Source organism: Streptomyces sp. GL_148 (assembly GCF_057834205.1).
Window position 1 is genome coordinate 5,963,901 of record NZ_CM174396.1, and the last position, 26,421, is coordinate 5,990,321.

Sequence of the window (26,421 nt, forward strand, 5' to 3'; positions counted from 1 at the left end):
CCTCAGAATTTTGACAGGCAGCCCGGTCCTGGCAGACTGGTCTGTCGGCCCCGGTTCACGCAGCGCGCAATTCGGCTCCTGCGACCCGGCGCCCTCCCGAATCTAGGAGACACCTTGAAGCGCGATACCCACCCCACGTACGTCGAGACCCAGGTCAGCTGCACCTGTGGCGCGTCGTTCACCACCCGTAGCACCCTGACCGAAGGCAACATTCGTGCCGAGGTCTGCTCCGAGTGCCACCCGTTCTACACGGGCAAGCAGAAGATCCTCGACACCGGTGGCCGCGTGGCCCGCTTCGAGGCCCGCTTCGGCAAGGCTGCACAGAAGTAGCGAGCCTCAGGCGCCGGACCCCGGCTGCACCCTGTTCGTACGGGGGCAGCCGGACCGGCGCCTTTCTCGTCCCGCAGCCCTTTTCTTCACATTCACCATCTTCAGGAGCCCCCGATGTTCGAGGCGGTCGAGGAACTGATCGGCGAGCACGCCGATCTTGAGAAGAAGCTCGCCGACCCTTCGGTCCACTCGGATCAGGCCAACGCGCGCAAGCTGAACAAGCGCTACGCGGAGCTGACCCCGATCGTCGCGACCTTCCGTGCCTGGAAGCAGTCCGCCGAGGACATCGAGACGGCGAAGGAGTTCGCGGCCGACGACCCGGACTTCATCGCCGAGGTCAAGGAACTGACCGCACAGCGCGAAGAGCTCACCGAGAAGCTCCGCCTGCTGCTCGTTCCGCGCGACCCCAGCGACGACAAGGACGTGCTCCTCGAGGTCAAGGCGGGCGCGGGCGGCGACGAGTCGGCCCTGTTCGCCGGCGACCTGCTGCGCATGTACCTGCGCTACGCCGAGCGCGTGGGCTGGAAGACCGAGATCATCGACGCCACCGAGTCCGAGCTCGGCGGCTACAAGGACGTCCAGGTCTCCGTCCGCACCAAGGGCGGCAACGGCGCCACCGAGCCCGGCCAGGGCGTCTGGGCCCGCCTGAAGTACGAGGGCGGCGTGCACCGCGTCCAGCGCGTGCCGGCCACCGAGTCCCAGGGCCGCATCCACACCTCCGCCGCCGGCGTGCTCGTCACCCCGGAAGCCGAGGAGGTGGAGGTCGAGGTCAACATGAACGACCTCCGCATCGACGTGTACCGCTCCTCGGGCCCCGGCGGCCAGTCCGTCAACACCACCGACTCGGCCGTGCGCATCACGCACCTGCCGACCGGTGTGGTCGCCTCCTGCCAGAACGAGAAGAGCCAGCTCCAGAACAAGGAGCAGGCGATGCGCATCCTGCGCTCGCGCCTGCTGGCCGCCGCCCAGGAAGCCGCCGAGCAGGAGGCCTCCGACGTGCGCCGCAGCCAGGTGCGCTCCGTGGACCGCTCCGAGAAGATCCGTACGTACAACTACCCGGAAAACCGGATCTCGGACCACCGGACGGGCTTCAAGGCGTACAACTTGGACCAGGTGCTCGACGGAGACCTCGACCCGGTCATCCAGGCCTGCGTCGACACGGACTCCGCCGCCAAGCTCGCGTCCGCGCACTGAACCCCCGCGCAGGACCCCCGCACCACCCCGCAGGACCCCGCACCACCCCCCGTACGACAGCAGCCCGGAGGACCAGCGTGAACTTGCTGCTTGCCGAGGTGGCCCAGGCCACCCAGCGGCTGGCCGCCGCCGGCGTGCCCTCACCGCGTTTCGACGCCGAGGAGCTCGCGGCCTTCGTGCACGGCGTCAAGCGGGGGGAACTCCACCACGTCAAGGACGCGGACTTCGACGCCCGCTACTGGGAGGCCGTCGCCCGCCGCGAAGCGCGCGAGCCGCTCCAGCACATCACCGGCCGCGCCTTCTTCCGCTACCTGGAGCTCCAGGTCGGGCCCGGGGTCTTCGTGCCCCGGCCCGAGACCGAGTCGGTCGTGGACTGGGCCATACAGGCCGTCCGGGCGATGGACGTCGTCGAACCGCTCATCGTGGACCTCTGCACCGGCTCGGGAGCCATCGCGCTCGCCATGGCACAGGAGGTGCCGCGCTCGCGCGTGCACGCCGTCGAGCTGTCCGAGGACGCCCTGCAGTGGACCCGTAAGAACGCCGAGGGCTCCCGGGTCACCGTCCACCAGGGCAACGCGCTGAGCGCGCTGCCCGAGCTGGACGGCCAGGTCGACCTGGTCATCTCCAACCCGCCGTACATCCCGCTCACCGAGTGGGAGTACGTCGCCCCCGAGGCCCGCGACCACGACCCCGAGATGGCGCTGTTCTCCGGCGAGGACGGCCTCGACACCATCCGCGGCATCGAGCGCACCGCCCACCGGCTGCTGCGGCCCGGCGGCATCGTCGTCGTCGAGCACGCCGACACCCAGGGCGGACAGGTCCCGTGGATCTTCGCCGAGGAGCGGGGCTGGGCCGACGCCGCCGACCACCCCGACCTCAACAACCGCCCGCGCTTCGCGACCGCCCGCAAGGCCATGCCGTGACCGGCCTTGCCGTGACCGGCGCAGTCGCTGCGCGCATGCCCGCCACCCCCCTGCCGCACGAGGAGGCCCGCTGATGGCCCGGCGATACGACTGCAACGACGCGACGGACCGCAAGACGGGCCTGCGTGAAGCCGCCTCCGCCGTACGCCGCGGCGAGCTCGTCGTGCTGCCCACCGACACCCTGTACGGGATCGGCGCGGACGCCTTCAGCGCGGAGGCAGTCGGCGACCTGCTCGCCGCCAAGGGGCGCGGCCGCAACATGCCCACCCCCGTCCTCATCGGCTCCCCGAACACCCTGCACGGTCTGGTCACCGACTTCTCCGAGCAGGCGTGGGAGCTCGTCGACGCCTTCTGGCCGGGTGCGCTGACGCTGGTCGCCAAGCACCAGCCCTCGCTGGCGTGGGACCTGGGCGAGACCGGCGGGACCGTGGCCGTACGCATGCCCCTGCACCCCGTCGCGATCGAGCTGCTGACCGAGGTCGGCCCGATGGCCGTGTCCTCGGCGAACCTGACCGGACACCCGGCGCCGGAGGACTGCGACGCGGCGCGCGAGATGCTCGGCGACTCCGTGTCCGTGTACCTGGACGGCGGCCCGACCCCGGGCATCCAGCCCTCGTCGATCGTCGACGTCACCGGGAAGGTTCCCGTCCTGCTGCGCGAGGGGGCACTGACCGCCGAGCAGCTGCGGGAGGTCGTGCCCGACCTCGAGGTGGCTCCGTGAGCCCTGAGGGGCGTGGCATAGCCGGGGACAGCACCTTCCGCATACTCCACGTCAGCACCGGCAACGTGTGCCGCTCGCCCATCACCGAGCGGCTGACGCGGCACGCGCTGTCCCACCGGCTCGGCGGCCCCGTCACCGGCGACCTGATCGTGGAGAGCGCGGGCACCTGGGGCCACGAGGGCGCGCCCATGGAGGCCAACGCGGCCGCGGTGCTCGCCGACTTCGGGGCGGACGCCTCCGGCTTCACCGGCCGGGAACTCCTGGACGAGCACGTCATACGCGCGGACCTGGTCCTGACCGCCACCCGCGATCACCGCGCCCAGGTGATCTCGATGGGGCACTCCGCGGGGCTGCGCACCTTCACCCTGAAGGAGTTCACCCGGCTGGTGCGGGCGATAGACCCGGCGACGCTGCCGCCGCTGGAGGACGGGATGGTGGAGCGGGCCCGCGCGCTGGTCCGTGCCGCCGCCGCTCTACGCGGGTGGCTGCTGGCCCCCTCGCCGGACGCGGATGAGGTGTACGACCCGTACGGGGCGCCGATCACCTTCTTCCGGTCGATCGGCGACGAGATCAACCAGGCGCTGGAGCCGGTGGTCACCGCGCTGACCGGGGTCAAGACCTCCCGCTGACCCGCGGCGCCGTTGTCGGGGGCCTGCCCCCGAACCCCCGCTCCTCAAGCGCCGGAGGGGCTGAATGATCGGGGCTCCGCCCCGGACCCCGCGCCTCAAACGCCGGCGGGGCTGAATTTGCCCGGTCGGGCGGGATTCGCGCCGCAGGGACGGATTCGCGCCGCAGCGCGCGATGGGCAGGGGCGGCCTACAGTGGCTGGTACCCGGTATGCGGTACCCCCCTGGAGTCGCGCCATGAGCGTCATCACCCAGCCCCTGGACCTGCTGCGCCAGCAGGATCCGCAGATGGCCGACGTCCTCGACGGGGAGCGGCAGCGGCAGGCGACCGGGCTGCAGCTGATCGCCGCCGAGAACTTCACCTCGGCCGCCGTGCTCACCGCACTGGGATCGGCACTCACCAACAAGTACGCCGAGGGGTACCCCGGCGCCCGCCACCACGGCGGCTGCGAGTACGCCGACCTCGCCGAGCAGATCGCCGTCGAGCGGGCCCGCGCCCTCTTCGGCGCCGAGCACGCGAACGTGCAGCCGCACTCCGGATCCGCCGCCGTGCTCGCCGCGTACGCCGCGCTGCTGCGGCCCGGGGACACCGTGCTGGCCATGGCGCTCACCTCCGGGGGACACCTCACCCACGGGTCGCCCGCCAACTTCTCCGGGCGCTGGTTCGACTTCGTCGGGTACGGAGTGGACGCCGCGACCGGGCTCATCGACTACGCCCAGGTGCAGCGGCTCGCGCACGAGCACCGGCCCAAGGCCATCGTGTGCGGGTCCATCTCCTACCCGAGGCACCCCGAGTACTCCGTGTTCCGGGAGATCGCCGACGAGGTCGGAGCCTTCCTGATCGCCGACGCCGCCCACCCCATCGGGCTCGTGGCCGGCGGGGCCGCGCCCAGCCCCGTGCCCTACGCGGACATCGTCGTGGCCACCACCCACAAGGTGCTCCGGGGTCCGCGCGGCGGGATGATCCTGTGCGGGGCCGAGTTCGCGGAGCGGATCGACCGGGCGGTGTTCCCCTTCACCCAGGGCGGCCCGCAGATGCACACCATCGCCGCCAAGGCCGTGGCCTTCGGCGAGGCAGCCGGGCCCGCCTTCACCTCGTACGCGCACCGGGTCGTCGCCAATGGCCGCGCCCTGGCCGACGCGCTCGCCGCCCGCGGGTTCGCGATCACGACCGGGGGGACCGACACCCACCTGATCACCGCCGATCCCGCACCGCTGGGCCTCGACGGTGCGGGAGCCCGGGGCCGGCTGGCCGCCGCCGGGATCGTGCTGGACACCTGCGCCCTTCCCTACGGTGACCAGCGCGGGATCCGCCTCGGCACCGCGGCGGTGACCACGCAGGGCATGGGGGAGGAGGAGATGGGCCGGATCGCCGCGCTGTTCACGGCCGCGCTGACCGGCGGGGAGCCGGCGAAGATCCGTAGGGACGTCAACGAGCTGGTGGTCACTTTTCCACCGTATGGGGTTTAAGCGGGGCAACAGCGACGTAGCGCAACCGGGATACCGCCCCTGCGCGTCCCCGACAGCGAGTACTTCGCAGCTAGTGTGTGGGGCTGAGATGGCCGGCGATACATCTGGGGCAGCCCGTGCGTGAATATCTGCTGACGCTTTGCGTCACGGTCGCGGTGACTTATCTACTCACCGGGCCCGTGCGGAAGTTCGCGATCGCCGTGGGCGCGATGCCCGAGATCCGCGCCCGCGACGTGCACCGGGAGCCCACTCCGCGGCTCGGCGGCATCGCGATGTTCGGCGGACTGTGCGCCGGCCTGCTCGTCGCGGACCACCTGCAGAACCTCAACGGCGTATTCGAGCTGTCGAACGAGCCGCGGGCCCTGCTCTCCGGAGCGGCCCTGATCTGGCTGGTCGGCGTACTCGACGACAAGTTCGAGCTCGACGCCCTGATCAAGCTCGGCGCACAGATGATCTCCGCCGGCGTGATGTGCATGCAGGGCCTGACCATCCTGTGGATCCCGGTCCCGGGGATCGGGACGGTCGCGCTCACCCCGTGGCAGGGCAACCTGCTCACCGTGGCCCTCGTCGTGATCACCATCAACGCGGTGAACTTCGTGGACGGCCTCGACGGCCTCGCCGCCGGCATGGTCTGCATCGCCACCTGCGCGTTCTTCCTCTACGGGTACCGGATCTGGTTCGGTTACGGGATCGAGGCGGCCGCGCCCGCGACGCTCTTCGCCGCCATCCTGATGGGCATGTGCCTCGGCTTCCTGCCGCACAACATGCATCCCGCCCGGATCTTCATGGGCGACTCCGGCTCGATGCTCATCGGCCTGGTACTGGCCGCCGCCGCCATCTCCATCACCGGACAGGTGGACCCGGACGCGATGGCGCTGTTCGTGGGCGGCGAGCGCAACGCGACCCACGCGATGCTGCCGGTCTTCATCCCGCTGATCCTGCCGCTCACGATCATCGCGATCCCGATGACGGACCTGGTCCTCGCCATCGTGCGGCGCACCTGGAAGGGCCAGTCGCCCTTCGCCGCGGACCGCGGACACCTCCACCACCGGCTGCTGGAACTCGGGCATTCGCACAGCCGCGCGGTGCTCATCATGTATTTCTGGTCAGGATTGATCGCCTTCGGCGCCGTGGCGTATTCGGTGCATTCCGCCTCGATGTGGATCGTGCTGGCGATCGCCGCATTGAGCGCCGTGGGCCTGCTGCTGCTCCTGCTGCCGCGCTTCACCCCGCGGGCCCCGCGGTGGGCGGAGCGACTGGTCCCGCCGCGCTACCGGCACGCGGAACGGGCCGCCGAGGCGGCCCTGCAGGACGATGCGGCGGCGGAGCCGGAGCCGGCCCGGCCGATCGCGGCGGGTGTGTCCGGCGTCAACGGGGCGACCGCCATCGGCCCCCGTTCGCGTTTCCCCGACCGGCGCAAGGCGGGGTCCTCGCGCTGACACCCGGCACGCATGTCGGACATGAACGCCCTTTACCAGACAAGACACTTGGCTGTCGCGCACACACGCGCAGGGTCACTCTCATGTGTGACAGTCGGCACACCTTCCGAGTAAAGCTCTCATCAAATACTTTGTGATACCGTTCACTAAACCCGGCGACAGAGCCGAAGGGCCGTAGTGCGACGGTCCATTGGCCCGAGGTACTCACTCGGACCGGGCTTACGCTCGTCCCGTACGAGTCCCTGTGCCCCCACCACCACGCGGAGCAAACCGCCATGCGGTCAGATGACGTCCGATCCCTCCTGCAATCCGCCGTTCCCACGGCTGTCGCCGGCGCTCTCGCCGCCGTCATCAGTGGGATCGTCGCCGGTGGCAAGGGGGCCCTGGGTGCCGTCGTCGCGACGGTGTTGGTGATGCTGTTCATGGGCATCGGATTCCTCGTACTGCAACGCACGGCGAAATCACTGCCGCACCTGTTCCAGGCCATGGGACTCATGCTCTACACGGCCCAGATCCTGCTGCTCTTCGTCTTTCTCGCCGTGTTCAAGAACACGACCCTGTTTAACCCCCGGGCCTTCGCCATCACGCTCGTCGCCACCACCCTCGTGTGGATCGGTGCACAGGCGCGTGCTCATATGAAGGCCAAGATCCTCTACGTCGAACCTGACTCGATGAAGGGCGACAAGCCCGGAAATTCGGGTCAGAAGTCGTGAGGGGTAGGGGCGGAATAAGTACGCGTTCGGGATGCTGCTATTGTCCGGTTTCAACTGTGGCAATGCGGGCGCGGGCATCTGAAGCTGACGCCTGTTCCATCGCGAGGCTCGATGCCTGACCGCCGCCCCCACATCCGTTACACCAGTCCAGTGCCGAACAGCGGCTGTCCGCCGCGCCGACACAACGAGGTTGCCGTACCTATGCGCCACGCTGAAGGAGCCCGCGGTGAGTGCTGACCCGACGACGGTGCTCGCCTTCGAGACCGATTGCCACATCTTCGACGGTTGTGGTTTCCCGGCTCCCGGCCTGCACTCGTTCCTGTTCCAGCCGATCTTCGGGGACGGTGACAGCAGCTCGTACTTCAACAAGACGATGCTGCTGGCCCTGCTCGGCACGGTCGTCATCGTCGCCTTCTTCTGGGCCGCCTTCCGCAAGCCGAAGGTCGTCCCGGGCAAGCTGCAGATGGTGGCAGAGGCCGGCTACGACTTCGTGCGCCGCGGCATCGTCTACGAGACGCTGGGCAAGAAGGAGGGCGAGAAGTACGTCCCCCTGATGGTCTCGCTGTTCTTCTTCGTCTGGGTCCTGAACCTCTGGTCGATCATTCCGCTCGCCCAGTTCCCGGTGACCGCGATCATCGCGTACCCGGCAGGCCTCGCGGCGATCGTCTACGTGACGTGGATGAGCGTGACCTTCAAGCGTCACGGCTTCGTCGGCGGCTTCAAGAACCTGACCGGCTACGACAAGTCGCTCGGCCCGGTTCTGCCGCTGGTCATGGTGATCGAGTTCTTCTCGAACGTCCTGGTCCGCCCGTTCACGCACGCGGTCCGACTCTTCGCGAACATGTTCGCGGGTCACACCCTGCTGCTGCTGTTCACCATCGCCAGCTGGTATCTGCTGAACGGGATCGGCATCGCTTACGCGGGCGTCTCGTTCGTCATGGTCATCGTGATGACCGCGTTCGAACTCTTCATCCAGGCTGTCCAGGCGTACGTCTTCGTCCTCCTGGCCTGCAGCTTCCTGCAGGGCGCGCTCGCCGAGCACCACTGAGCGAAAGCTCGCTCCTGCAATCCCCCCGAATCGTCCGGTGGCCAACCCCCACCGGTCCATGAAAGAGAAGGAAGAACTGGCATGTCCCAGATCCTCGCTGCCGCCGACGGCGTCACCGGCTCCCTCAGCTCTGTCGGCTACGGTCTCGCGGCCATCGGCCCGGGCGTCGGCGTCGGCATCATCTTCGGTAACGGCACCCAGGCTCTTGCCCGTCAGCCCGAGGCTGCCGGTCTGATCCGCGCCAACCAGATCCTCGGCTTCGCCTTCTGTGAGGCGCTCGCCCTCATCGGTCTGGTCATGCCGTTCGTCTACAACTGACGAACCGCTACCACTAGTCCGATTAGACGAAAGGCACTGATGTGAACCTCCCGGTTCTCGCGGCTGAGCTGGAAAACCCGCTCATTCCGCCGATCCCCGAGCTCGTCATCGGTCTGATCGCCTTCGTCATCGTCTTCGGTTTCCTCGCGAAGAAGCTCCTCCCGAACATCAACAAGGTTCTGGACGAGCGCCGCGAGGCCATCGAAGGCGGTATCGAAAAGGCTGAGGCCGCTCAGACCGAGGCTCAGAGCGTGCTGGAGCAGTACAAGGCCCAGCTCGCCGAAGCCCGGCACGAGGCCGCTCGCCTGCGCCAGGATGCTCTGGAGCAGGGCACTGCGCTGAAGGAAGAACTTCGCGCAGAGGGCCAGCGGCAGCGTGAGGAGATCATCGCTGCCGGTCACGCCCAGATCGCGGCCGACCGCAAGGCTGCCTCTTCCGCCCTCCGTCAGGACGTCGGCAAGCTGGCGACCGACCTGGCCGGAAAGCTTGTCGGCGAGTCCCTCGAGGACCACGCCCGGCAGAGCCGCACGATCGACCGTTTCCTCAGCGAGCTTGAGGAGAAGGCCGAGGCCGCCCGATGAACGGAGCGAGCCGCGACGCGCTGGCCACCGCCCGCGAGCGTCTCGACGCGCTGACGGACAACACGTCCGTCGACGCGGCGAAGCTCGCCGGCGAGCTGGCGGCCGTCACCGCGCTGCTCGACCGTGAGGTCTCGCTGCGTCGGGTCATCACGGACCCGGCGCAGTCCGGCGAGGCCAAGGCCGAGCTGGCCGGTCGTCTGCTCGGCGGCCAGGTGGGCGGGGAAACCCTCGACCTGGTGTCCGGCATGGTCCGGTCCCGCTGGTCGCAGTCCCGTGACCTGGTGGACTCGCTCGAGGTCCTGGCGGCCACCGCCGACCTCACGGCGGCCCAGAGCAGCGGAGGCCTCGACGACGTCGAGGACGAGCTGTTCCGGTTCGGCCGGATCGTCACTTCGAGCACCGAGCTGCGCGCAGCACTGACCGACCGGTCGGCCACCGCCGCCGCCAAGAGCCAGCTGCTGCGCAGCCTGCTCGGAGGCAAGGCGAACGCCGTCACCGAGCGGCTGGTCACGCGTCTCGTCACGCACCCGCGTGGACGTAGCCTGGAAGCGGGCCTCGAGTCCCTTTCGAAGGTCGCCGCCGAGCGTCGTGGCCGCATGGTCGCCACCGTGACCACCGCGGTTCCGCTCAGCGACGTCCAGAAGCAGCGTCTCGGCGCGGTGCTGGCCAAGCTGTACGGCCGCCCGATGCACCTGAACCTCGACGTGGACCCCACGGTCCTCGGCGGGATCTCGGTGCGGGTCGGCGACGAGGTCATCGACGGCACCATCGCGGACCGCATCGCCGAGGCGTCGCGCCGCATGGCCGGCTGACCAGCCACAAATTAGTACGAAGCATTCCTAGCGGCCCGGTTGGGCCGTGCAGAACTTGCAGAAGATTCCTGGGGGTCGCCCCCAGACCCCTAAGAAGCTTCAGGCCCAACAAGGAGAGCAGGGAACCCAGATGGCGGAGCTCACGATCCGGCCGGAGGAGATCCGGGACGCACTGGAGAACTTTGTCCAGTCGTACCAGCCGGACGCGGCCTCGCGCGAGGAGGTCGGTACGGTCAGCGTTGCCGGCGACGGCATCGCGAAGGTGGAGGGCCTGCCCTCCGCCATGGCGAACGAGCTGCTGAAGTTCGAGGACGGAACCCTTGGTCTCGCCCTGAACCTCGACGAGCGCGAGATCGGCGCCGTCGTCCTCGGCGAGTTCAGCGGTATCGAGGAGGGCCAGCCGGTGCAGCGCACCGGTGAGGTGCTCTCCGTCGGCGTCGGCGAGGGTTACCTCGGCCGCGTTGTCGACCCGCTCGGCAACCCGATCGACGGCCTCGGCGAGATCGCGACCGAGGGCCGCCGCGCCCTCGAGCTGCAGGCGCCCGGCGTCATGGTCCGCAAGTCGGTCCACGAGCCGATGCAGACCGGCTACAAGGCCATCGACGCGATGGTGCCGGTCGGCCGTGGTCAGCGTCAGCTGATCATCGGTGACCGTCAGACCGGAAAGACCGCTCTGGCCGTCGACACGATCATCAACCAGCGCGACAACTGGCGCTCGGGCGACGTGAACAAGCAGGTTCGCTGCATCTACGTCGCCATCGGCCAGAAGGGCTCGACCATCGCGTCCGTTCGCGGCGCCCTGGAAGACGCCGGTGCGCTCGAGTACACGACGATCGTCGCCGCCCCGGCGTCCGACCCGGCAGGCTTCAAGTACCTGGCGCCGTACACCGGTTCGGCCATCGGCCAGCACTGGATGTACGCCGGCAAGCACGTCCTGATCATCTTCGATGACCTGTCGAAGCAGGCCGACGCCTACCGCGCCGTGTCGCTGCTGCTGCGCCGTCCGCCGGGCCGCGAGGCCTACCCGGGCGACGTCTTCTACTTGCACTCCCGTCTGCTGGAGCGTTGCGCCAAGCTCTCCGACGACATGGGTGCCGGTTCGATGACCGGTCTGCCGATCGTCGAGACCAAGGCGAACGACGTGTCGGCGTTCATCCCGACCAACGTCATCTCCATCACCGACGGCCAGTGCTTCCTTGAGTCCGACCTGTTCAACGCGGGCCAGCGCCCGGCGCTGAACGTCGGTATCTCGGTCTCCCGCGTCGGTGGCTCGGCCCAGCACAAGGCCATGAAGCAGGTTTCCGGCCGTCTGCGCCTGGACCTCGCCCAGTACCGTGAGCTGGAGGCGTTCGCCGCCTTCGGTTCCGACCTGGACGCCGCTTCGAAGTCTTCGCTGGAGCGCGGCAAGCGTCTGGTGGAGCTGCTGAAGCAGGGCCAGTACCAGCCGATGCCCGTCGAGGAGCAGGTCGTCTCCGTCTGGGCCGGCACCACCGGCAAGATGGACGACGTCCCGGTCAACGACATCCGTCGCTTCGAGTCGGAGCTGCTGGACCACCTGCGCCTCGAGCGCAAGGAGCTCCTCACCTCCATCGCGGACGGCGGCAAGATGTCGGACGACACCCTGACGTCCATCGCCGACGCCATCGCCAACTTCAAGCGGCAGTTCGAGACCTCGGACGGCAAGCTCCTGGGCGAGGACGTACCGGCCGTCAACGTCTCCAAGTGACGACGGAAGGGACCTGACTCATGGGAGCGCAGCTCCGGGTCTACAAGCGTCGCATCCGTGCCATCACGGCGACCAAGAAGATCACCAAGGCGATGGAGATGATCGCCGCCTCGCGCATCGTCAAGGCGCAGCGCAAGGTGGCGGCGTCGATGCCGTACGCGACCGAGCTCACCCGTGCGGTGACCGCGGTGGCGACCGGTTCGAACACCAAGCACGCCCTGACCACGGAGGTCGAGGCGCCGGTGCGCGCCGCGATCGTGCTCATCACGAGCGACCGCGGTCTGGCCGGCGGCTACTCCTCGAACGCCCTCAAGCAGGCGGAGCGGCTCACCGAGCGGCTGCGCGGCGAGGGCAAGGAGGTCGACACGTACATCGTCGGCCGTAAGGGTGTCGCCTACTACGGCTTCCGCGAGCGCAAGGTCGCGGAGTCGTGGACCGGCTTCACCGACAGCCCGGCCTACGCCGACGCCAAGCGCGTCGCGGCGCCGCTGATCGAGGCCATCCAGACGGTTACGGCCGAGGGTGGCGTCGACGAGCTGCACATCGTCTACACGGAATTCGTGTCGATGATGACGCAGAACGCGGTGGACGGCCGGATGCTGCCGCTCAGCCTTGACCAGGCCGCGGAGGAGACCGGCGCGAAGGGCGAGATCCTTCCGCTGTTCGACTTCGAGCCGTCGGCGGAGGACGTCCTCGACGCCCTTCTGCCGCGCTACGTCGAGAGCCGCATCTACAACGCACTGCTGCAGTCGGCCGCTTCCGAGCACGCCGCCCGCCGCCGCGCGATGAAGTCGGCTACCGACAACGCCGGGGATCTCATCAAGAGCCTCTCCCGGCTTGCCAACGCGGCCCGCCAGGCCGAAATCACCCAGGAAATCAGCGAGATCGTCGGTGGCGCGAGCGCCATGGCTGACGCGACCGCGGGGAGTGACAAGTAATGACGACCACTGTTGAGACGGCCGCCGCCACGGGCCGCGTCGCCCGGGTCATCGGCCCGGTCGTCGACGTGGAGTTCCCCGTCGACGCCATGCCCGAGATCTACAACGCGCTGAAGGTCCAGGTGGCCGACCCGGCCCAGGACGGCGAGCTGAAGACGCTGACCCTGGAAGTCGCCCAGCACCTGGGTGACGGCCTGGTCCGCACCATCTCCATGCAGCCCACCGACGGTCTGGTCCGCCAGGCCACGGTGATCAACACGGGCGAGGGCATCACCGTCCCCGTCGGTGACTTCACCAAGGGCAAGGTGTTCAACACCCTCGGTGAGGTGCTGAACTACCCGGAGGAGAACGCCAACGTCACCGAGCGCTGGCCGATCCACCGCAAGGCGCCCCGCTTCGACGAGCTCGAGTCGAAGACCGAGATGTTCGAGACCGGCGTCAAGGTCATCGACCTTCTCACCCCGTACGTCAAGGGTGGAAAGATCGGTCTGTTCGGTGGTGCCGGTGTCGGCAAGACCGTTCTGATCCAGGAAATGATCTACCGCGTCGCCAACAACCACGACGGTGTGTCGGTCTTCGCGGGCGTCGGTGAGCGTACCCGTGAGGGCAACGACCTCATCGAGGAAATGGCCGAGTCCGGCGTCATCGACAAGACGGCGCTTGTCTTCGGTCAGATGGACGAGCCCCCGGGCACCCGTCTTCGCGTCGCGCTTGCCGGTCTGACCATGGCGGAGTACTTCCGCGATGTGCAGAAGCAGGACGTGCTCTTCTTCATCGACAACATCTTCCGTTACACCCAGGCCGGTTCGGAGGTGTCGACCCTTCTGGGCCGCATGCCGTCCGCCGTGGGTTACCAGCCGAACCTGGCTGACGAGATGGGTCTGCTGCAGGAGCGCATCACCTCGACCCGCGGTCACTCGATCACCTCGATGCAGGCGATCTACGTCCCCGCGGACGACCTGACCGACCCGGCGCCGGCCACCACCTTCGCCCACCTCGACGCGACGACGGTTCTTTCCCGTCCGATCTCCGAGAAGGGCATCTACCCGGCCGTGGACCCGCTGGACTCGACGTCCCGCATCCTCGACCCGCGGTACATCGCGGCGGACCACTACGCCACGGCGATGCGCGTCAAGGGGATCCTGCAGAAGTACAAGGACCTCCAGGACATCATCGCGATCCTCGGTATCGACGAGCTGGGCGAGGAGGACAAGCTCGTTGTCCACCGTGCCCGTCGCGTCGAGCGCTTCCTGTCGCAGAACACGCACGTCGCCAAGCAGTTCACCGGCGTCGACGGTTCGGACGTTCCGCTCGAGGAGTCCATCGTTGCCTTCAACGCGATCTGCGACGGAGACTACGACCACTTCCCCGAGCAGGCGTTCTTCCTGTGCGGTGGCATTGAGGACCTCAAGGCCAACGCCAAGGAGCTGGGCGTCTCCTGAAGCCGCGCTCATCCGTGAGCACAGCTGACTGACGGAGAGGGGCGGGTGTGTCCCGTCCCTCTCCTCACGCCCATTAGAATTTGACCCAACACCCGGCCATTGCGCCGGGTGGTGACCCGAGGAGCCACCATGGCTGCTGAGCTGCACGTCGAGCTGGTCGCGGCGGACCGGAATGTCTGGTCCGGCGAGGCCACCCTGGTTGTCGCCCGCACCACGTCCGGCGACATCGGCGTCATGCCCGGTCACCAGCCGCTTCTCGGTGTGCTGGAATCGGGCCCGGTGACCATCCGTACCGTCGGGGGCAACACTGTTGTCGCCGCGGTGCACGGCGGATTCATCTCGTTCGCGGACAACAAGTTGTCGCTGCTGGCCGAGATCGCCGAGCTTGCCGACGAGATCGACGTCGAGCGGGCGGAGCGGGCACTGGAGCGCGCGAAGGCGGAGACCGATGCGGTCTCCGAGCGTCGCGCCGATGTCCGGCTGCGCGCGGTTTCGGGGCGCTGAGCCCCGGTACTGGTAAGAGTTTCAAACCTCAGCCGCGGCCTGTTCCGGAATTTTCCGGACCGGGTCGCGGCTGAGGCGATACGGGTCCCCCAGACTCCGTCTGGCAGGAACGCTGTCGTTTGGGTTTATTCGATGAGCGAGGAGGTCGGTGAAAGATGCTCCTCGCTCTGCTTGTGAGCGGCCTGGTCGTCGTAGCCCTGGTGGTGATCGGGCTGTTTGTGTTCGGGCTGCGCCGCAGGCTGATCCAGCGCTCCGGCGGCACCTTCGACTGCAGCATGCGCTGGGGCGTGTCCGAGGAACCCGACGTCTCCGGCAAGGGCTGGGTGTACGGGGTCGCGCGCTACAGCGGTGACCGCATCGACTGGTTCCGTGTCTTCAGCTACTCCCCACGGCCGCGCCGGCTGCTGGAGCGGTCCTCCATCGAGGTCATCGCCCGCCGTGCGCCCGAGGGCGAGGAGGAGCTGGCCCTGCTCTCCGACGCCGTCGTACTCTGCTGCGCGCACCGCGGCACCCGCCTGGAGCTGGCGATGAGCGATGACGCGCTGACCGGTTTCCTGGCGTGGCTGGAGGCTGCGCCGCCCGGGCAACGGGTAAACGTCGCCTGACGGCCAGCGGCACCCGTTCGTCCCCGCCGGACGGAGTCCGGCGCAGCGGCGCGAAGCCGGGGAGGCCCGCCAGGGCCGAGCCGCGCGAGCGCCGCGTAAAAATGGAGAAGCCGGGGAGACGGGGGCGGACCCGTCTCCCCGGCTTCGTCTTTCACCGGGCCGAGCTGTCAGGGGTTACGAGAGGCCGGCGTGGACCGCGCTCGCCAGTTCGCCGTTCGCGGTGTCGCCGCTGAACTCCCAGTAGAAGGCTCCCTTGAGACCCTGCTGCTTGGTCCAGGTCATCTTCGAGGCGATGGTGGCGGGGGTGTCGTAGCTCCACCAGTTGCTGCCGCACTTGGCGTAGGCCGTGCCGGCGATGGTGCCGGTCGACGGGCAGCTGCTCTTGAGGACCTTGTAGTCCTCGATGCCCTGCTCGTAGGTGCCCGGGGCCGGTCCGGTGGCGGTGCCGCCGGGCGTGGCCTGGGTGACGCCGGTCCAGCCGCGGCCGTAGAAGCCGATGCCGAGGTTGAGCTTGGAGCCGGCGATGCCCTTGCCCTTGAGCTTGGTGATCGCGGCCTCGGAGTTGAAGCCGGCGATCGGGATCCCGCTGTAGGAGGTGAGCGGGGAGTGCGGGGCCGTCGGGCCCTGGGCCGCCCACGCGCCGAAGAAGTCGTACGTCATGACGTTGTAGAAGTCGACGTACTGGGCGGCGCCCGCGTAGTCGGCGAGGTCGAGCTTGCCGCCGTTGGAGCCGTCGGCGGAGATGGCGGCGGTGACCAGGTTGCTGGCGGCGAACTTCGTGCGCAGTGCGGAGAGGACGTTCTTCAGGGAGGCGGCCCCGCTGGTGTCGCAGGACAGGCCGCAGGCGTTCGGGTACTCCCAGTCGATGTCGATGCCGTCGAAGACGTCGGCCCAGCGCGGGTCCTCGACCAGGTCGTAGCAGGACTGGGCGAAGGCGGCCGGGTTCGCGGCGGCCTGTCCGAAGCCGCCGGACCAGGTCCAGCCGCCGAAGGAGTAGAGGACCTTGATGTTCGGGTACTTCTTCTTCAGCTGGCGCAGCTGGTTGAAGTTGCCCGCGACCGGCTGGTCCCAGGTGTCGGCGGTGCCGGAGACGCTGGAGGCGGCGTCGTAGGTCTTCTGGTAGTCGGCGTAGGCGTCACCGATCGTGCACTTGCCGCCCTGGACGTTGCCGAAGGCGTAGTTGATGTGCGTGATCTTCGCGGCGCTGCCGGAGGTGACCAGGTTCTTCACGTGGTAGTTGCGCTGGTAGACGCCCCAGTTCGTGAAGTAGCCGAGCTTGACGGGGCCGCCCGTCGGCGGGGGATCGACGACTCCGCCGGTGGTGGTCACCGAGAGGGGGCCGGAGGAGGGCCCGGTCTGGTCGATGGTGTCGCGGGCGGTGACCGTGTAGGTGTAGGCCGTGCCCTTGGTCAGGCCCGAGTCGGTGTAGGTGGGGCTGGTGACGGTGGCGATCTTGGCGCCGCCGCGGAAGACGTCGTAGTTCTTGATGCCCTTGTCGTCGGTGGCCGCGGCCCATCCGAGGGTCAGGCTGGTGTCCGTCACGCCGCTGGCCGTGGGGGTGCCGGGGGCGCTGGGCGGATTGTCGGTGGGGGTGGTGCCGCCGTCGCAGCTGCCGCCGTTGACCTTGCAGCCGCTGGGGGCGCCGGAGCCCGTGCCGTTGAAGCCGAAGCTGATGGTGGCGCCGGGGGCGAGGGTGCCGTTCCAGCCGACGTTCTTGCCGGTCCAGTGGGTGCCCGAGCTGGTGACGGTGGCGTCCCAGGCGGACGTGACGGCGGTGCCGGCCGGGTAGTCCCACTCCACGGTCCAGCTGCTGAGGGTGGTCGTGCCGGTGTTCTTCACCGTCCACTTGCCCTCGAAGCCGGAGCCCCAGTCGGAGACCTTGGTGTACGTCGCGGTGGCCGAGGCGGCTGCCTCGGCGGGACCGGCGATGGCCACCAGTCCGGCGAGGGGCAGGGTGAGGACGGCCAGTGCGGCCGCGACTCTTCGAAACAGCGGTGCGCGTCGTGGGGGTGCTGTGCTCAAGGGTGCTCCTCCGAGGTCCGCAGCGGCCGTGGGGACGGCCGCTGCATGGGGGTGGGACCTGCGCCGCCCGTGAGCGTGCCCGGATGACGTCTTGTCATGGCACGCTCACCACAGTTGTGCGTGAGAGTAGAAAGGTCTGGACCAACCGTCAAGAGGTCCAGACCTCCCGTAGCGGCCTCGGACTTGTTTCCGGACGGATTCGGCTAGAGCCCCAACTCCTGTGCCAGCACGGCCGCTTGGACCCGGCTGCGCAGCTCCAGCTTGGCCAGCACCCGGCTGACGTGGGTCTTCGCCGTCGCCTCCGCCATCTCCAGGCGCACCGCGATCTCCGCGTTCGACAGACCCTCGCCCAGGCGCCCCAGGACCTCCCGCTCGCGCGGGATCAGCGATTGCACCCTCGCCGGCACGGGCACCCGTACGGGTCGCGGATCGGCGAACTCCGCGATCAGCCGGCGGGTCGCCGCACCCGCCAGACCGCGTCCGCGCGGGGGCCGGGGCGTTCCCCGTAGGGGGAGTCGACCACGACGTGCAGCGCGCCGCCCCCGCCCCGGCCGTCGCTCCCGCCCGGCGGGCGGTCGTGGGCCAGGCGGACGGTGGCCGTGCCCGGGGCGGCGTGCTTCAGGGCGTTGGTCAGCGACTCCTGGACGATCCGGTACGCCGCCAGCTCCACCGGGGCGGGCAGCGGCTCGCGGGTTGGACGGGCGCTCCCGGCCGCCCCGGCCTCGGCGGGGCTCCCGGGCCGGTCGTCGAGGAGTACGAAGTCCAGCCCGCTCGCCGCCCCGTTCGTACGGGCCTGGTCCAGCAGGGCGGCCAGCCCGTCCAGCGAGGGCGTCGCGACGGCCTCCTGTCCGGCGCCCGCGTCCCGCAGCAGTCCGATCAGGCGGCGCATCTCGGCCAGTCCCTGCACGCTGTTCTCCCGGATCACCCCGAGCGCCTCGCGGCTGGTGGCGGGGGAGTCGATGGAGAGCGCGGCGGTGGAGTGGATCGCGATGGCGGAGAGGTGGTTGGCCACCATGTCGTGCAGTTCGCGGGCCATCCGGGCCCGCTCGGCGACGACCGCCTGCGCCCGGTCCATTTCGGCCAGCAGCGCGGTCTGCTCGGCGCGCAGCCGGGCGGCCACGGCGGCCTCCCGGTGGTTGCGCAGGGTGGCTCCGGTCAGCGCCGGACCGAAGCTCACGATGCCGGTGATCACGCCGATCATCAGCGCCTGCGGAGTGCGCAGCCAGGCCACGGAGGCGATGGTGACGGCGACGGTGATCAGGCCGGTGGTCACCGGGAGGCGGCGGGCCATGGCCGGTTTGCCGTAGACGACGGCCGCGTACATCAGGTCGGTGAAGATCAGTACGGTGGCCAGATTTCCCACCGTGAACTGGTCGGCGACCACCCCGAGGGTGCCGACCGCCAGGGTCACCCGGGGCATGCTGCGGCGCAGCAGCTCCATCGCGCCGAGGGTGATGAGCGGGACCAGGGCGGCCCACGCCGGGAGGAGGTCCCGGGTGGGGGAGCTGTACACCCCGAGCGACCACAGAAGCAGGCCGGCGGCCACGCTGACCACGGCGAGCAGGACGTCGTCGCGGTGCGGTGGCCCGATCTTGAGGGTCGCCGGAGTCTTGAGGGTCACGGGCCCATCCAACAGGCTCCGGCGGGGACGGGCATCGCCGTCGCGGCCGAGGCGCCGTACATCGAAGGATGCAGGGCGGCCCCGCGGCATTCGTCATCGGCGACGAGGAATCGGTGCGAACCGGGCGGGAAGCTGGAGACATCCCCCCACCGCAGGAACGGAGACTCCCGTGCTCGTCACCCTGATCATCGCCTGTGAAGTCGGCTTCTGGGTCCTGCTGACCGGCGGCCTGGCCCTGCGCTACCTCGCGAAGATGCCGAAGACCGGCGCGGCCGTCCTGCTGTGCGAGCCGCTCCTGGAGCTGGTGCTGCTGGTGGCCACCGCGGTGGACCTGCGCGGCGGCGCCGAGCCGGACTGGAAGCACGGGCTCGCCGCCCTGTACCTCGGCTACACCGTCGCCTACGGGCACTACACGGTGCGCTGGCTCGACGGCCACGCCGCGCACCGGCTGGCCGGGGGCCCGAAGCCGGCCGGCGCCGGCCACGGCGGGGCGCGGGCCGTCCACGAATGGAAGCTGGTCGCGCGGACCGTCCTCGCGGCGGCCGTCGCGGCCGGCCTGCTGCAGGCCGCGATCTGGTACGTCGGGAGTTCGGGCGACACCACCGTGCTGCGCGGGTGGCAGCTCACGTCCCTGCGGGTGGTCGGCATCCACGCCCTGATCGCCGTCACCTATACGGTGTGGCCGAAGCGGGCGCCGGCGGCGAAGGCCGGCCTGCGCGACTCCGCGGACACGCCCTAGGTTTCGCGGGACGGCCTCGTTCTGCCGCTGACGGCACATCCGGGTCATCGCGACCGTGGCGACCGTGGGGACCGTGGGGAGGCTGCGCACCGGCAGGGCCGGGCGGGACGTTCTAGCGGTCGCCGCCCGGGACCCACAGGACGTCGCCGACCTCCTTGTTGGCCGTGCGGGCCAGGATGAAGAGAAGGTCGGAGAGGCGGTTGAGGTAGGTGGCCGTCAGCGGGTTCATGACCTCGCCGTGTGCCTCCAGGGCCGCCCACGTGGAGCGCTCGGCGCGCCGGACCACCGTGCAGGCCTGGTGCAGGAGGGCCGCGCCGGGGGTGCCGCCGGGGAGGATGAAGCTGCGGAGCTTCTCCAGCTCGCCGTTGAAGAGGTCGCAGTCGGCCTCCAGCTTGTCCACGTAGAACTGCTCGACGCGCAGCGGCGGGTACTCCGGGTTCTCGGCGACCGGGGTGCAGAGGTCGGCGCCCACGTCGAACAGGTCGTTCTGCACACGGACCAGGACCTTCACGACATCGGCGGACAGCGAGCCGAGCGCGATCGCCGTTCCGATGGCCGCGTTGGCCTCGTTGGCGTCGGCGTACGCCGAGATCCGCAAATCGGTCTTGGCCGTGCGGCTCATGTCGCCCAGTGCGGTCGTGCCCTTGTCGCCGGTGCGGGTGTAGATGCGCGTGAGGTTCACCATGCCGCCACCTTAGGGCGTGGGCCAACTGCAGGCCCCTGTCGCACTGCTGGGCCGTCCCGGTGTGATGTCCGTCATCTGAGACGTGACGCGTGTTACTTCGCGGTCACTGGGCCCCTCGCGGACGCTAGTCTCCGCCGGAGAACGAACGAGGCTGTGCCATATCTGAGGCCGTGTCCTAGGGAAGAACGTGGGGTGTGCAGTGGCTGGGAAGCTCGCCGTCATCGGTGCCGGACTGATGGGTTCCGGAATCGCGCAGGTCTCCGCTCAGGCGGGTTGGGACGTCGTGCTGCGCGACGTGACCGATGCCGCTCTGACGCGCGGTACCGACGGGATCAAGGCCTCGTACGACAGGTTCGTCGCCAAGGGCAAGCTGACGGCCGAGGACGCCGAGGCGGCGCTCGCCCGCATCACCACGACCACCGAGCTCGAAGCGGTCGCTGACGCCGACATCGTCGTCGAGGCCGTCTTCGAGAAGCTGGAGGTCAAGCACGAGATCTTCCGCGCGCTCGACAAGCTCGTGCGCGAGGACGCGATCCTGGCCTCCAACACCTCCGCCATCCCGATCACCAAGATCGCGGCCGTGACGGAGCGTCCGGAGCGGGTCGTCGGCGCGCACTTCTTCTCGCCGGTCCCGATGATGCAGCTGTGCGAGCTCGTGCGCGGCTACAAGACGAGCGACGAAACCCTCGCCACCACCCGGGCGTTCGCCGAGTCGGTCGGCAAGACCTGCATCGTCGTCAACCGCGACGTCGCCGGATTCGTGACGACCCGTCTCATTTCGGCACTGGTCGTCGAAGCGGCGAAGCTGTACGAATCGGGCGTCGCCTCGGCCGAGGACATCGACATCGCCTGCAAGCTCGGCTTCGGGCACGCGATGGGCCCGCTGGCCACCGCGGACCTCACCGGCGTCGACATCCTGCTGCACGCCACCAGCAACATCTACACGGAGTCCCAGGACGAGAAGTTCGCACCGCCGGAGCTGATGCGCCGCATGGTGGACGCGGGTGACATCGGCCGCAAGAGCGGTCAGGGCTTCTACAAGCACTGAGCACCAGTTCGAATGCCTGCACCCCATGGGGTGAATTAGGTATCGGTTCGCTCACGGTCGGCAACTTCCCTGCCCCTGAGGCAGTCAGTTGCAGTGAGAGTTGCCGACCACGGACCAGTCGGACCATACGCAATCAGTACCGCGCTGCCGGGAGTACACATGCACATCAGGGGCGACCACGCCGAACTCGCTGTCGGGGGTCGCCTCGACGTGCGCAGCGCGGCGGACGCCCGTACGGTCCTGCACACCGCCCTGGACGATGGTCACGGCGACCTCGTGCTGGACCTCACCGGGCTCGACTCCTGGGACGCGACGGGCCTCGGCGTGATCATGGGCGCCCACCGCCGGGCCGGCCGGACCGGCCGCCGGCTCGTCCTGCGCGGTGTCCCGCCACAGATGCAGCGACTGCTCGTGGCGACCCGGCTGCACCGGATCCTCGCGATCGAGGGCGGGCTCGAAGCGGAATCGCTGCCGCGCGCGTGACCCCGTACGCCGGTCACGTGAGGGCCCGCTCCACAGGGCCTGCGCAAACGTAACGGTCCGGTGGTGAAGGCACCCCTGCGGTTCACGCCCCACCGGGCACGGTCTAGGGTTCGGGCGGAAACCGGACCACTAGCGACAGCGGCGTGAGCGAAGGCCGGGCGAGACGAGGGCGCACGGCGCGATCGGGGGACTTGGTCATGGACCGCAGCAGCACACAGGGGCAGGCCGATCCGGCGGAGGCGCCGGCACGGGTGGTGACGCTGACGTCCGGGGACCTCACCCTCACCGTGAACCCCGTCGACGGCAGCGAGATCGTCCGGACGCACCGTCCCGGCGGCGAGCCCGTCCCCACTCCCGTCAAGCGCACCCCCGCCGCCCGTGCCTCCGCGGCGGCCGCCGCACGGCCCGCCGTACCGCCGGGCGCCCCGGCCGGTGCGCGGCCCCTGCTGGGCCGCGAGGAGGAACTCGACCGCCTCGTACGCCTCCTCACGCGCGGCCGCTCCATACGGCTGACCGGGCCGTCCGGATCCGGACGCACGGTGCTGCTCGACGCGGTCGCCGACGCCTGCGCGGACCTCGCCCCCGACGGGGTCGTACGTCTCAGCGGGCAGGGACACCAGCAGCCCGGCGAGCTGCTCCAGGCGCTGTACGCCACCGTGTACGAGGCTCCGGCCGAACGCCCCGACCGGGCCGGACTCCTCGCCCGGGTGGCGGAGATAGGCGCCGTCGTCCTCGTCGACGACCTCGACATGGGCGGCACCGCCCTCGACGAACTACTGCGGGCCACGCCGGAGTGCGCGTACCTGCTGGCCGCCACCCCCGACACCCGGGCCCCCTCCGACGACTCGCACCTCGAAGAGGTCTTCCTCGGCGGGCTGGCCCGTGCCGACTGCGTGGCCCTGCTCGAAGCGGGCGCCGGGCGGCCGCTGACGGACGAGGAAACGGCCTGGGCCGGGGACCTGAGCTTCGCCTCCGAAGGGCTGCCGCTGCGCTTCGTGCAGGCGGCCGCGCTCCTGCGCCAGCGCGACGAGCTCAACCGGACCGGCCTGTTCGACGAGGACGACGAGGACGAGGAGCCCGGCGTCTTCGAGGAGAAGCCGCGCGATACCGTCTTCGTGCCGCTGCCGACGCTGGCCGAGGGCGCCGCTCCGGCGGAGCTGCTCGCCTCGCGGGTCAGCGAGTCGGCGCGGGCCGCGCTGCGGATCGCCTGCGCGCTGGGAGGGGAGCTGCCGCACCACGCGCACCTGCCCGCGCTGGTCGGCGACACACACGCCGACACGGCCGTCGCGGAGCTGCTCGACTGCGGGCTGCTGAGCCCCGTCGGGACGCGCTACCGGCTGGCCGAGGGGGTCGCGCGACAGCTGGAGGAGACCGGCTACGGGGACACCGCGGCCGAGGAGGCCCGTACGGCCGCCCGTCACTACGCCTGGTGGACCGGGCACACCTCCGTCAACCCCGAGCGGGTCGCGGCGGAGGCCGACGCGGTGCTCTCGGCGCTGGCCGGGGCCGACGTGGTGGCCGCGGTACTGCTCGCGCGGACGGCCGCACCGGCGTTCGCGGCCTCGCTGCACTGGGAGGCCTGGGAGCGGGTGCTGCGCGCGGGCGCGGAGGCCGCGCGGAAGGCCGGCGAGGTCGCGGAGCAGGCGTACTTCCACCACGAGCTGGGCGTACTGGCCCTGTGCGAGGGCCGGCTCGACCGGGCGCGGGCCGAACTGGAGGCCTCGATCGGGCTGCGCGGCGCGCTGGCCGACAAGCGGGGGACCGTCTCGGGACGGCGGGCCCTGGCCCTGGTCACCGACCGCGAGGCGGCGGAGGTCCAGATATCGCCGCCGCTGCGACTGGCTCCGCCGTCCGAATCCGCGTCTGCGGGCGGGGCCGGGACCGGGGCCGGGGGAGCGGGGAAGCCGGCCGGGCCGGGTCAGCCGGGTGCGGGGGCACCGGGTGTTCCGGGTGTCCTGCCGGTTGCCGGTCTGCTGGGTCTGACGTCGGGTCCGGGGGCTGCCGTGGCTCCGGAGGGCGCGGGGACTGCGCTGCTGCCGGGGACTGCTGGGGCTCCCGGGGCTGCATCGACTCCCGGGCTTCCCGCTCTTCCGGGGCCTGCCAGGCCCCCGCGGGCTGCCGGGATCACGCCGTTTCCTGCGCTTCGGGGGGCTGCGGGGGCCGCAGGGGCTCCGCCGTTCGCTGAGGTTCCCCGGGTTCCGGGCGTTCCCGGTGTTGCCGGTGCCGCAGGGACTTCGTTGGCTGCCGGTGCTGCCGGGACGCCGTCCGTTCCCGTGGCGCCCTCGGCTCCCGTGACTCCGGCGAACCTGTCGAAGGCACTCGCGGGCCGTACCGGGGTCGCCCCCGTACCCGAGCGCGCTGCGACGCGGGCTTCGGACGCATTCACGACGGTGGTGCCCGCGGTGGCGCCGCCGGGCTCCGTCGCGCCCGCGACCCTGGCCGAGGTGTTCGAGGACGCCTTCCCGCTCACCCCAGAGCCGGCTCCGGCGCCCAGGGCGCTGCCCCAGCCCAAGCCGAAGCCGAGAGCCGGCCGCAAGCCGATGCTGCTGGCCGCGGCCGGGGCGGTGACCGTGGTGGTGCTGGGCACGGTGGTCGCCCTGGCGATGACCACCGACGAGGAGAAGAAGCCCACGCAGGCGCCGGCGGTCTCCACGGCCCCGAGCTCGGAGGAGGCGCAGCCGCAGCCGAGTACGGGGGACCCGAGCGGAACCGATCCCTCGCCGGAGCCGAAGCCCTCGTCCCCCACCTCGCAGGCACCGGGTACGACCCCGTCGCCGAGCAAGTCCCCCTCGGCGACTCCCACGCCGACGCCGAATCCGTCGTCGTCGAGCCCGGTGAAGCCGCCGTCGCCGCCGGTGACGAGCTCGGCCCCGCCGGTGAGCAGCCCGCCGGCCTCCCCGAGCCCGTCCGGCTCCACGTCCCCGTCCGGGACGCCGAGCCCCTCGGCCACGGCGACCGTGACGAAATCCCCCACGGGCACGGGCGCGACGGAGACCACGGCCCCCTGACGGCCCGTCTGCGCCGCCGGGGCGGACGGCAGTCGCCGCCCGCCCCGCGCCGCGCCGAGAGGCCCTAGAACAGGCGGAGCTTGTCGTCCTCGATGCCGCGCATCGCGTTGTAGTCGAGGACGACGCAGTGCATGCCGCGGTCGTTCGCCAGGACACGGGCCTGGGGCTTGATCTCCTGGGCCGCGAAGATGCCCTTGACGGGTGACAGGTGCGGGTCCCGGTTCAGGAGCTCCAGGTACCGCGTGAGCTGTTCGACGCCGTCGATCTCGCCCCGGCGCTTGATCTCGACCGCCACCGTCGCGCCGGAGGCGTCCCGGCACAGGATGTCGACCGGCCCGATCGCGGTCATGTACTCGCGGCGGATCAGCGTGTAGCCCTCGCCGAGGGTCTCGATCCGGTCGGCCAGGAGCTCCTGCAGGTGGGCCTCGACCCCGTCCTTGATCAGACCCGGGTCGGTGCCCAGCTCGTGCGAGGAGTCGTGGAGGACTTCCTCCATGGTGATGACGAGCTTCTCGCCCGCCTTGTTGACGACGGTCCAGACGCCGGCGTCGTCGCCGCTCCCCTCCTTGAGGGTGCAGGGCGGGGACATCCAGTTGAGCGGTTTGTACGCTCGGTCGTCCGCGTGGATCGAGACACTGCCGTCGGCCTTCACGAGGATCAGACGGGGTGCCGAGGGCAGGTGGGCGGTGAGCCGGCCCGCGTAATCGACGGAGCAGCGGGCAATGACGAGACGCATGGTCGGCAACGCTACTCGACCGATGGGCCTGCACGCGATTCGCCCCCGAAAGCCCCGTTCGAGGATGGCGCGTTGTATGCGCATTCTCCTGGTGCGGTACCCACTGGGCGCCTACCGTGGTGAGCGGGAGGTTGCGACACGTGCACGCTGCGTCGCGATCTCCTTCCCTGCCCGTAAGGCTCCGGCAACCCAATCGGCCGGAGTCGCGAGAGGAGAACCCATGTCGCTCGACGTCTCACCGGCCCTACTCGAACAGGCCGAGCGAGGCGAGGTCGACGAAGCCGCTTTCGTCGACTGCGTCCGGACCTCCCTGCCCTACGCATGGGAGATGATCAGCTCGCTGGTGGCCCAGCTCAAGGTGGACGGCGGACAGTTCGCCGACAACCAGACGCCGCCGCCGGACGAGCAGGCGCGTGGCCAGCTGCTCCGTGCCCTCGCGAGTGACGCGATACGGGGTGCGCTGCAGCGCCACTTCGGAGTGCGCCTGGCATTCCAGAACTGTCACCGGGTAGCGGTGTTCCCGCTGGACTCCTCGGTGGACGACCGGCTGGCCAAGTTCACTTCGATCCGTGGTCAGCTGCTCAACCAGTCGCCCGAAATGCGTGACTGCTAGCAGGAAGACCGTACGACCAGCACGACCGCACCTCCGTACGACCGCACCTCAGAACGACCGCACCGCCGTAAGACCG

26 protein-coding genes and 1 pseudogene are annotated in these 26,421 nt (G+C 70.0%); 22 read left to right on the plus strand and 5 right to left on the minus strand.

Annotation, left to right across the window (positions count from 1 at the left end; translation table 11 throughout):
* Positions 1-114: 114 nt before the first annotated feature.
* The 17 genes from rpmE (at position 115) to AC3IYI_RS27590 (ending at position 15,390) form a co-directional block, all read left to right on the plus strand.
* Positions 115-330: a 50S ribosomal protein L31 gene (gene rpmE / locus AC3IYI_RS27510; protein ID WP_489406244.1), complete on the plus strand. Its 216-nt coding sequence runs from the start codon at positions 115-117 to the stop codon at positions 328-330.
* 114 nt (positions 331-444) lie between these two features.
* Positions 445-1,524, plus strand: a complete 1,080-nt coding sequence (gene prfA / locus AC3IYI_RS27515; protein ID WP_383947085.1) for a peptide chain release factor 1 — start codon at positions 445-447, stop codon at positions 1,522-1,524.
* Positions 1,525-1,601: 77 nt separating this feature from the next.
* Positions 1,602-2,447: a peptide chain release factor N(5)-glutamine methyltransferase gene (gene prmC / locus AC3IYI_RS27520; RefSeq protein WP_385369193.1), complete on the plus strand. Its 846-nt coding sequence runs from the start codon at positions 1,602-1,604 to the stop codon at positions 2,445-2,447.
* A gap of 73 nt (positions 2,448-2,520) precedes the next feature.
* Positions 2,521-3,168 (plus strand): L-threonylcarbamoyladenylate synthase, encoded by a 648-nt coding sequence (locus AC3IYI_RS27525; RefSeq protein ID WP_112448421.1) that lies wholly within the window; start codon positions 2,521-2,523, stop codon positions 3,166-3,168.
* Positions 3,165-3,797 (plus strand): arsenate reductase/protein-tyrosine-phosphatase family protein, encoded by a 633-nt coding sequence (locus tag AC3IYI_RS27530; protein ID WP_327254960.1) that lies wholly within the window; start codon positions 3,165-3,167, stop codon positions 3,795-3,797. The genes AC3IYI_RS27525 and AC3IYI_RS27530 overlap by 4 nt, the downstream gene beginning before the upstream one ends.
* Before the next feature lie 234 nt (positions 3,798-4,031).
* The gene (gene glyA, locus AC3IYI_RS27535; RefSeq protein ID WP_489406245.1) at positions 4,032-5,264 is read left to right on the plus strand and encodes a serine hydroxymethyltransferase; all 1,233 of its coding nucleotides are present in this window, start codon (positions 4,032-4,034) and stop codon (positions 5,262-5,264) included.
* Positions 5,265-5,368: 104 nt separating this feature from the next.
* The gene (locus tag AC3IYI_RS27540) at positions 5,369-6,703 is read left to right on the plus strand and encodes an MraY family glycosyltransferase (RefSeq protein ID WP_489411688.1); all 1,335 of its coding nucleotides are present in this window, start codon (positions 5,369-5,371) and stop codon (positions 6,701-6,703) included.
* A gap of 275 nt (positions 6,704-6,978) precedes the next feature.
* Positions 6,979-7,416, plus strand: a complete 438-nt coding sequence (locus AC3IYI_RS27545) for a Cg1360 family ATP-synthase-associated protein (RefSeq protein WP_489406246.1) — start codon at positions 6,979-6,981, stop codon at positions 7,414-7,416.
* A gap of 211 nt (positions 7,417-7,627) precedes the next feature.
* Entirely contained in the window at positions 7,628-8,464 is an 837-nt protein-coding gene (atpB, locus tag AC3IYI_RS27550; RefSeq protein WP_489411689.1) for a F0F1 ATP synthase subunit A, read from the plus strand.
* A gap of 81 nt (positions 8,465-8,545) precedes the next feature.
* Complete coding sequence (locus AC3IYI_RS27555; protein ID WP_489406247.1) at positions 8,546-8,782, plus strand: ATP synthase subunit c family protein; 237 nt, start codon at positions 8,546-8,548, stop codon at positions 8,780-8,782.
* A 41-nt stretch (positions 8,783-8,823) separates the two neighbouring features.
* Positions 8,824-9,363, plus strand: a complete 540-nt coding sequence (locus AC3IYI_RS27560) for a F0F1 ATP synthase subunit B (protein ID WP_489406248.1) — start codon at positions 8,824-8,826, stop codon at positions 9,361-9,363.
* Positions 9,360-10,175: a F0F1 ATP synthase subunit delta gene (locus AC3IYI_RS27565; RefSeq protein ID WP_489406249.1), complete on the plus strand. Its 816-nt coding sequence runs from the start codon at positions 9,360-9,362 to the stop codon at positions 10,173-10,175. Before AC3IYI_RS27560 ends, AC3IYI_RS27565 begins: the two co-directional genes overlap by 4 nt.
* A 130-nt stretch (positions 10,176-10,305) precedes the next feature.
* Positions 10,306-11,901: a F0F1 ATP synthase subunit alpha gene (gene atpA / locus AC3IYI_RS27570; protein WP_489406250.1), complete on the plus strand. Its 1,596-nt coding sequence runs from the start codon at positions 10,306-10,308 to the stop codon at positions 11,899-11,901.
* A 20-nt stretch (positions 11,902-11,921) separates the two neighbouring features.
* Positions 11,922-12,839: a F0F1 ATP synthase subunit gamma gene (locus AC3IYI_RS27575; protein WP_489406251.1), complete on the plus strand. Its 918-nt coding sequence runs from the start codon at positions 11,922-11,924 to the stop codon at positions 12,837-12,839.
* Complete coding sequence (atpD, locus tag AC3IYI_RS27580) at positions 12,839-14,281, plus strand: F0F1 ATP synthase subunit beta (RefSeq protein ID WP_112448431.1); 1,443 nt, start codon at positions 12,839-12,841, stop codon at positions 14,279-14,281. Before AC3IYI_RS27575 ends, atpD begins: the two co-directional genes overlap by 1 nt.
* Positions 14,282-14,410: 129 nt before the next feature.
* On the plus strand, positions 14,411-14,785 hold the full coding sequence (locus AC3IYI_RS27585; protein WP_351374991.1) for a F0F1 ATP synthase subunit epsilon: 375 nt from the start codon (positions 14,411-14,413) through the stop codon (positions 14,783-14,785).
* A 155-nt stretch (positions 14,786-14,940) separates the two neighbouring features.
* Positions 14,941-15,390 carry a DUF2550 domain-containing protein gene (locus AC3IYI_RS27590; RefSeq protein ID WP_243336234.1) on the plus strand — a complete coding sequence of 150 codons (450 nt, stop codon included), beginning with the start codon at positions 14,941-14,943 and terminating at the stop codon, positions 15,388-15,390.
* Positions 15,391-15,564: 174 nt separating this feature from the next.
* Here AC3IYI_RS27590 and AC3IYI_RS27595 read toward each other — a convergent pair whose 3' ends face one another.
* From AC3IYI_RS27595 to AC3IYI_RS27605, 3 genes and pseudogenes are all read right to left on the minus strand, one after another.
* Positions 15,565-17,412 (minus strand): glycosyl hydrolase family 18 protein, encoded by a 1,848-nt coding sequence (locus tag AC3IYI_RS27595; protein WP_489406252.1) that lies wholly within the window; start codon positions 17,410-17,412, stop codon positions 15,565-15,567.
* A gap of 203 nt (positions 17,413-17,615) precedes the next feature.
* Positions 17,616-17,897, minus strand: a pseudogene (locus tag AC3IYI_RS27600) (response regulator transcription factor); the annotation flags it as partial.
* On the minus strand, positions 17,858-19,045 hold the full coding sequence (locus AC3IYI_RS27605) for a sensor histidine kinase (RefSeq protein ID WP_489406253.1): 1,188 nt from the start codon (positions 19,043-19,045) through the stop codon (positions 17,858-17,860). The gene AC3IYI_RS27605 and the pseudogene AC3IYI_RS27600, both read right to left, overlap by 40 nt.
* 157 nt (positions 19,046-19,202) lie before the next feature.
* Here AC3IYI_RS27605 and AC3IYI_RS27610 point away from each other — a divergent pair, with 157 nt between their 5' ends.
* Positions 19,203-19,772, plus strand: coding sequence for a hypothetical protein (locus AC3IYI_RS27610; RefSeq protein ID WP_489406254.1), 570 nt, complete (start codon positions 19,203-19,205; stop codon positions 19,770-19,772).
* Positions 19,773-19,884: 112 nt separating this feature from the next.
* Here AC3IYI_RS27610 and AC3IYI_RS27615 read toward each other — a convergent pair whose 3' ends face one another.
* Positions 19,885-20,457: a cob(I)yrinic acid a,c-diamide adenosyltransferase gene (locus AC3IYI_RS27615; RefSeq protein WP_388506957.1), complete on the minus strand. Its 573-nt coding sequence runs from the start codon at positions 20,455-20,457 to the stop codon at positions 19,885-19,887.
* Between the two features lie 199 nt (positions 20,458-20,656).
* Between AC3IYI_RS27615 and AC3IYI_RS27620 the strand changes: the two genes are divergently transcribed.
* From AC3IYI_RS27620 to AC3IYI_RS27630, 3 genes are all read left to right on the plus strand, one after another.
* On the plus strand, positions 20,657-21,505 hold the full coding sequence (locus AC3IYI_RS27620) for a 3-hydroxyacyl-CoA dehydrogenase family protein (RefSeq protein ID WP_489406255.1): 849 nt from the start codon (positions 20,657-20,659) through the stop codon (positions 21,503-21,505).
* Positions 21,506-21,664: 159 nt separating this feature from the next.
* Positions 21,665-21,988, plus strand: a complete 324-nt coding sequence (locus tag AC3IYI_RS27625) for an STAS domain-containing protein (protein WP_243336243.1) — start codon at positions 21,665-21,667, stop codon at positions 21,986-21,988.
* 197 nt (positions 21,989-22,185) lie between these two features.
* Positions 22,186-24,996, plus strand: a complete 2,811-nt coding sequence (locus AC3IYI_RS27630; protein ID WP_489406256.1) for an ATP-binding protein — start codon at positions 22,186-22,188, stop codon at positions 24,994-24,996.
* Between the two features lie 64 nt (positions 24,997-25,060).
* On the opposite strand, the gene nucS is transcribed toward AC3IYI_RS27630, so the two are convergent.
* Positions 25,061-25,732 carry an endonuclease NucS gene (nucS, locus tag AC3IYI_RS27635; RefSeq protein WP_489406257.1) on the minus strand — a complete coding sequence of 224 codons (672 nt, stop codon included), beginning with the start codon at positions 25,730-25,732 and terminating at the stop codon, positions 25,061-25,063.
* 220 nt (positions 25,733-25,952) lie between these two features.
* On the opposite strand from nucS, the gene AC3IYI_RS27640 reads away from it, so the two are divergent.
* Positions 25,953-26,345, plus strand: a complete 393-nt coding sequence (locus AC3IYI_RS27640) for an SCO5389 family protein (protein ID WP_243336246.1) — start codon at positions 25,953-25,955, stop codon at positions 26,343-26,345.
* The last annotated feature ends 76 nt before the right edge of the window (positions 26,346-26,421 follow it).

Excerpts from the sequence above, each read along its gene's own strand:
- prfA (WP_383947085.1), top strand. The coding sequence starts at position 445 with ATGTTCGAGGCGGTCGAGGAACTGATCGGCGAGCACGCCGATCTTGAG.
- AC3IYI_RS27525 (WP_112448421.1), top strand. The coding sequence starts at position 2,521 with ATGGCCCGGCGATACGACTGCAACGACGCGACGGACCGCAAGACGGGC.
- glyA (WP_489406245.1), top strand. The coding sequence starts at position 4,032 with ATGAGCGTCATCACCCAGCCCCTGGACCTGCTGCGCCAGCAGGATCCG.
- AC3IYI_RS27545 (WP_489406246.1), top strand. The coding sequence starts at position 6,979 with ATGCGGTCAGATGACGTCCGATCCCTCCTGCAATCCGCCGTTCCCACG.
- AC3IYI_RS27555 (WP_489406247.1), top strand. The coding sequence starts at position 8,546 with ATGTCCCAGATCCTCGCTGCCGCCGACGGCGTCACCGGCTCCCTCAGC.
- AC3IYI_RS27565 (WP_489406249.1), top strand. The coding sequence starts at position 9,360 with ATGAACGGAGCGAGCCGCGACGCGCTGGCCACCGCCCGCGAGCGTCTC.
- atpA (WP_489406250.1), top strand. The coding sequence starts at position 10,306 with ATGGCGGAGCTCACGATCCGGCCGGAGGAGATCCGGGACGCACTGGAG.
- AC3IYI_RS27575 (WP_489406251.1), top strand. The coding sequence starts at position 11,922 with ATGGGAGCGCAGCTCCGGGTCTACAAGCGTCGCATCCGTGCCATCACG.
- atpD (WP_112448431.1), top strand. The coding sequence starts at position 12,839 with ATGACGACCACTGTTGAGACGGCCGCCGCCACGGGCCGCGTCGCCCGG.
- AC3IYI_RS27585 (WP_351374991.1), top strand. The coding sequence starts at position 14,411 with ATGGCTGCTGAGCTGCACGTCGAGCTGGTCGCGGCGGACCGGAATGTC.
- AC3IYI_RS27590 (WP_243336234.1), top strand. The coding sequence starts at position 14,941 with ATGCTCCTCGCTCTGCTTGTGAGCGGCCTGGTCGTCGTAGCCCTGGTG.
- AC3IYI_RS27615 (WP_388506957.1), bottom strand. The coding sequence starts at position 20,457 with ATGGTGAACCTCACGCGCATCTACACCCGCACCGGCGACAAGGGCACG.
- AC3IYI_RS27625 (WP_243336243.1), top strand. The coding sequence starts at position 21,665 with ATGCACATCAGGGGCGACCACGCCGAACTCGCTGTCGGGGGTCGCCTC.
- AC3IYI_RS27630 (WP_489406256.1), top strand. The coding sequence starts at position 22,186 with ATGGACCGCAGCAGCACACAGGGGCAGGCCGATCCGGCGGAGGCGCCG.
- nucS (WP_489406257.1), bottom strand. The coding sequence starts at position 25,732 with ATGCGTCTCGTCATTGCCCGCTGCTCCGTCGATTACGCGGGCCGGCTC.
- AC3IYI_RS27640 (WP_243336246.1), top strand. The coding sequence starts at position 25,953 with ATGTCGCTCGACGTCTCACCGGCCCTACTCGAACAGGCCGAGCGAGGC.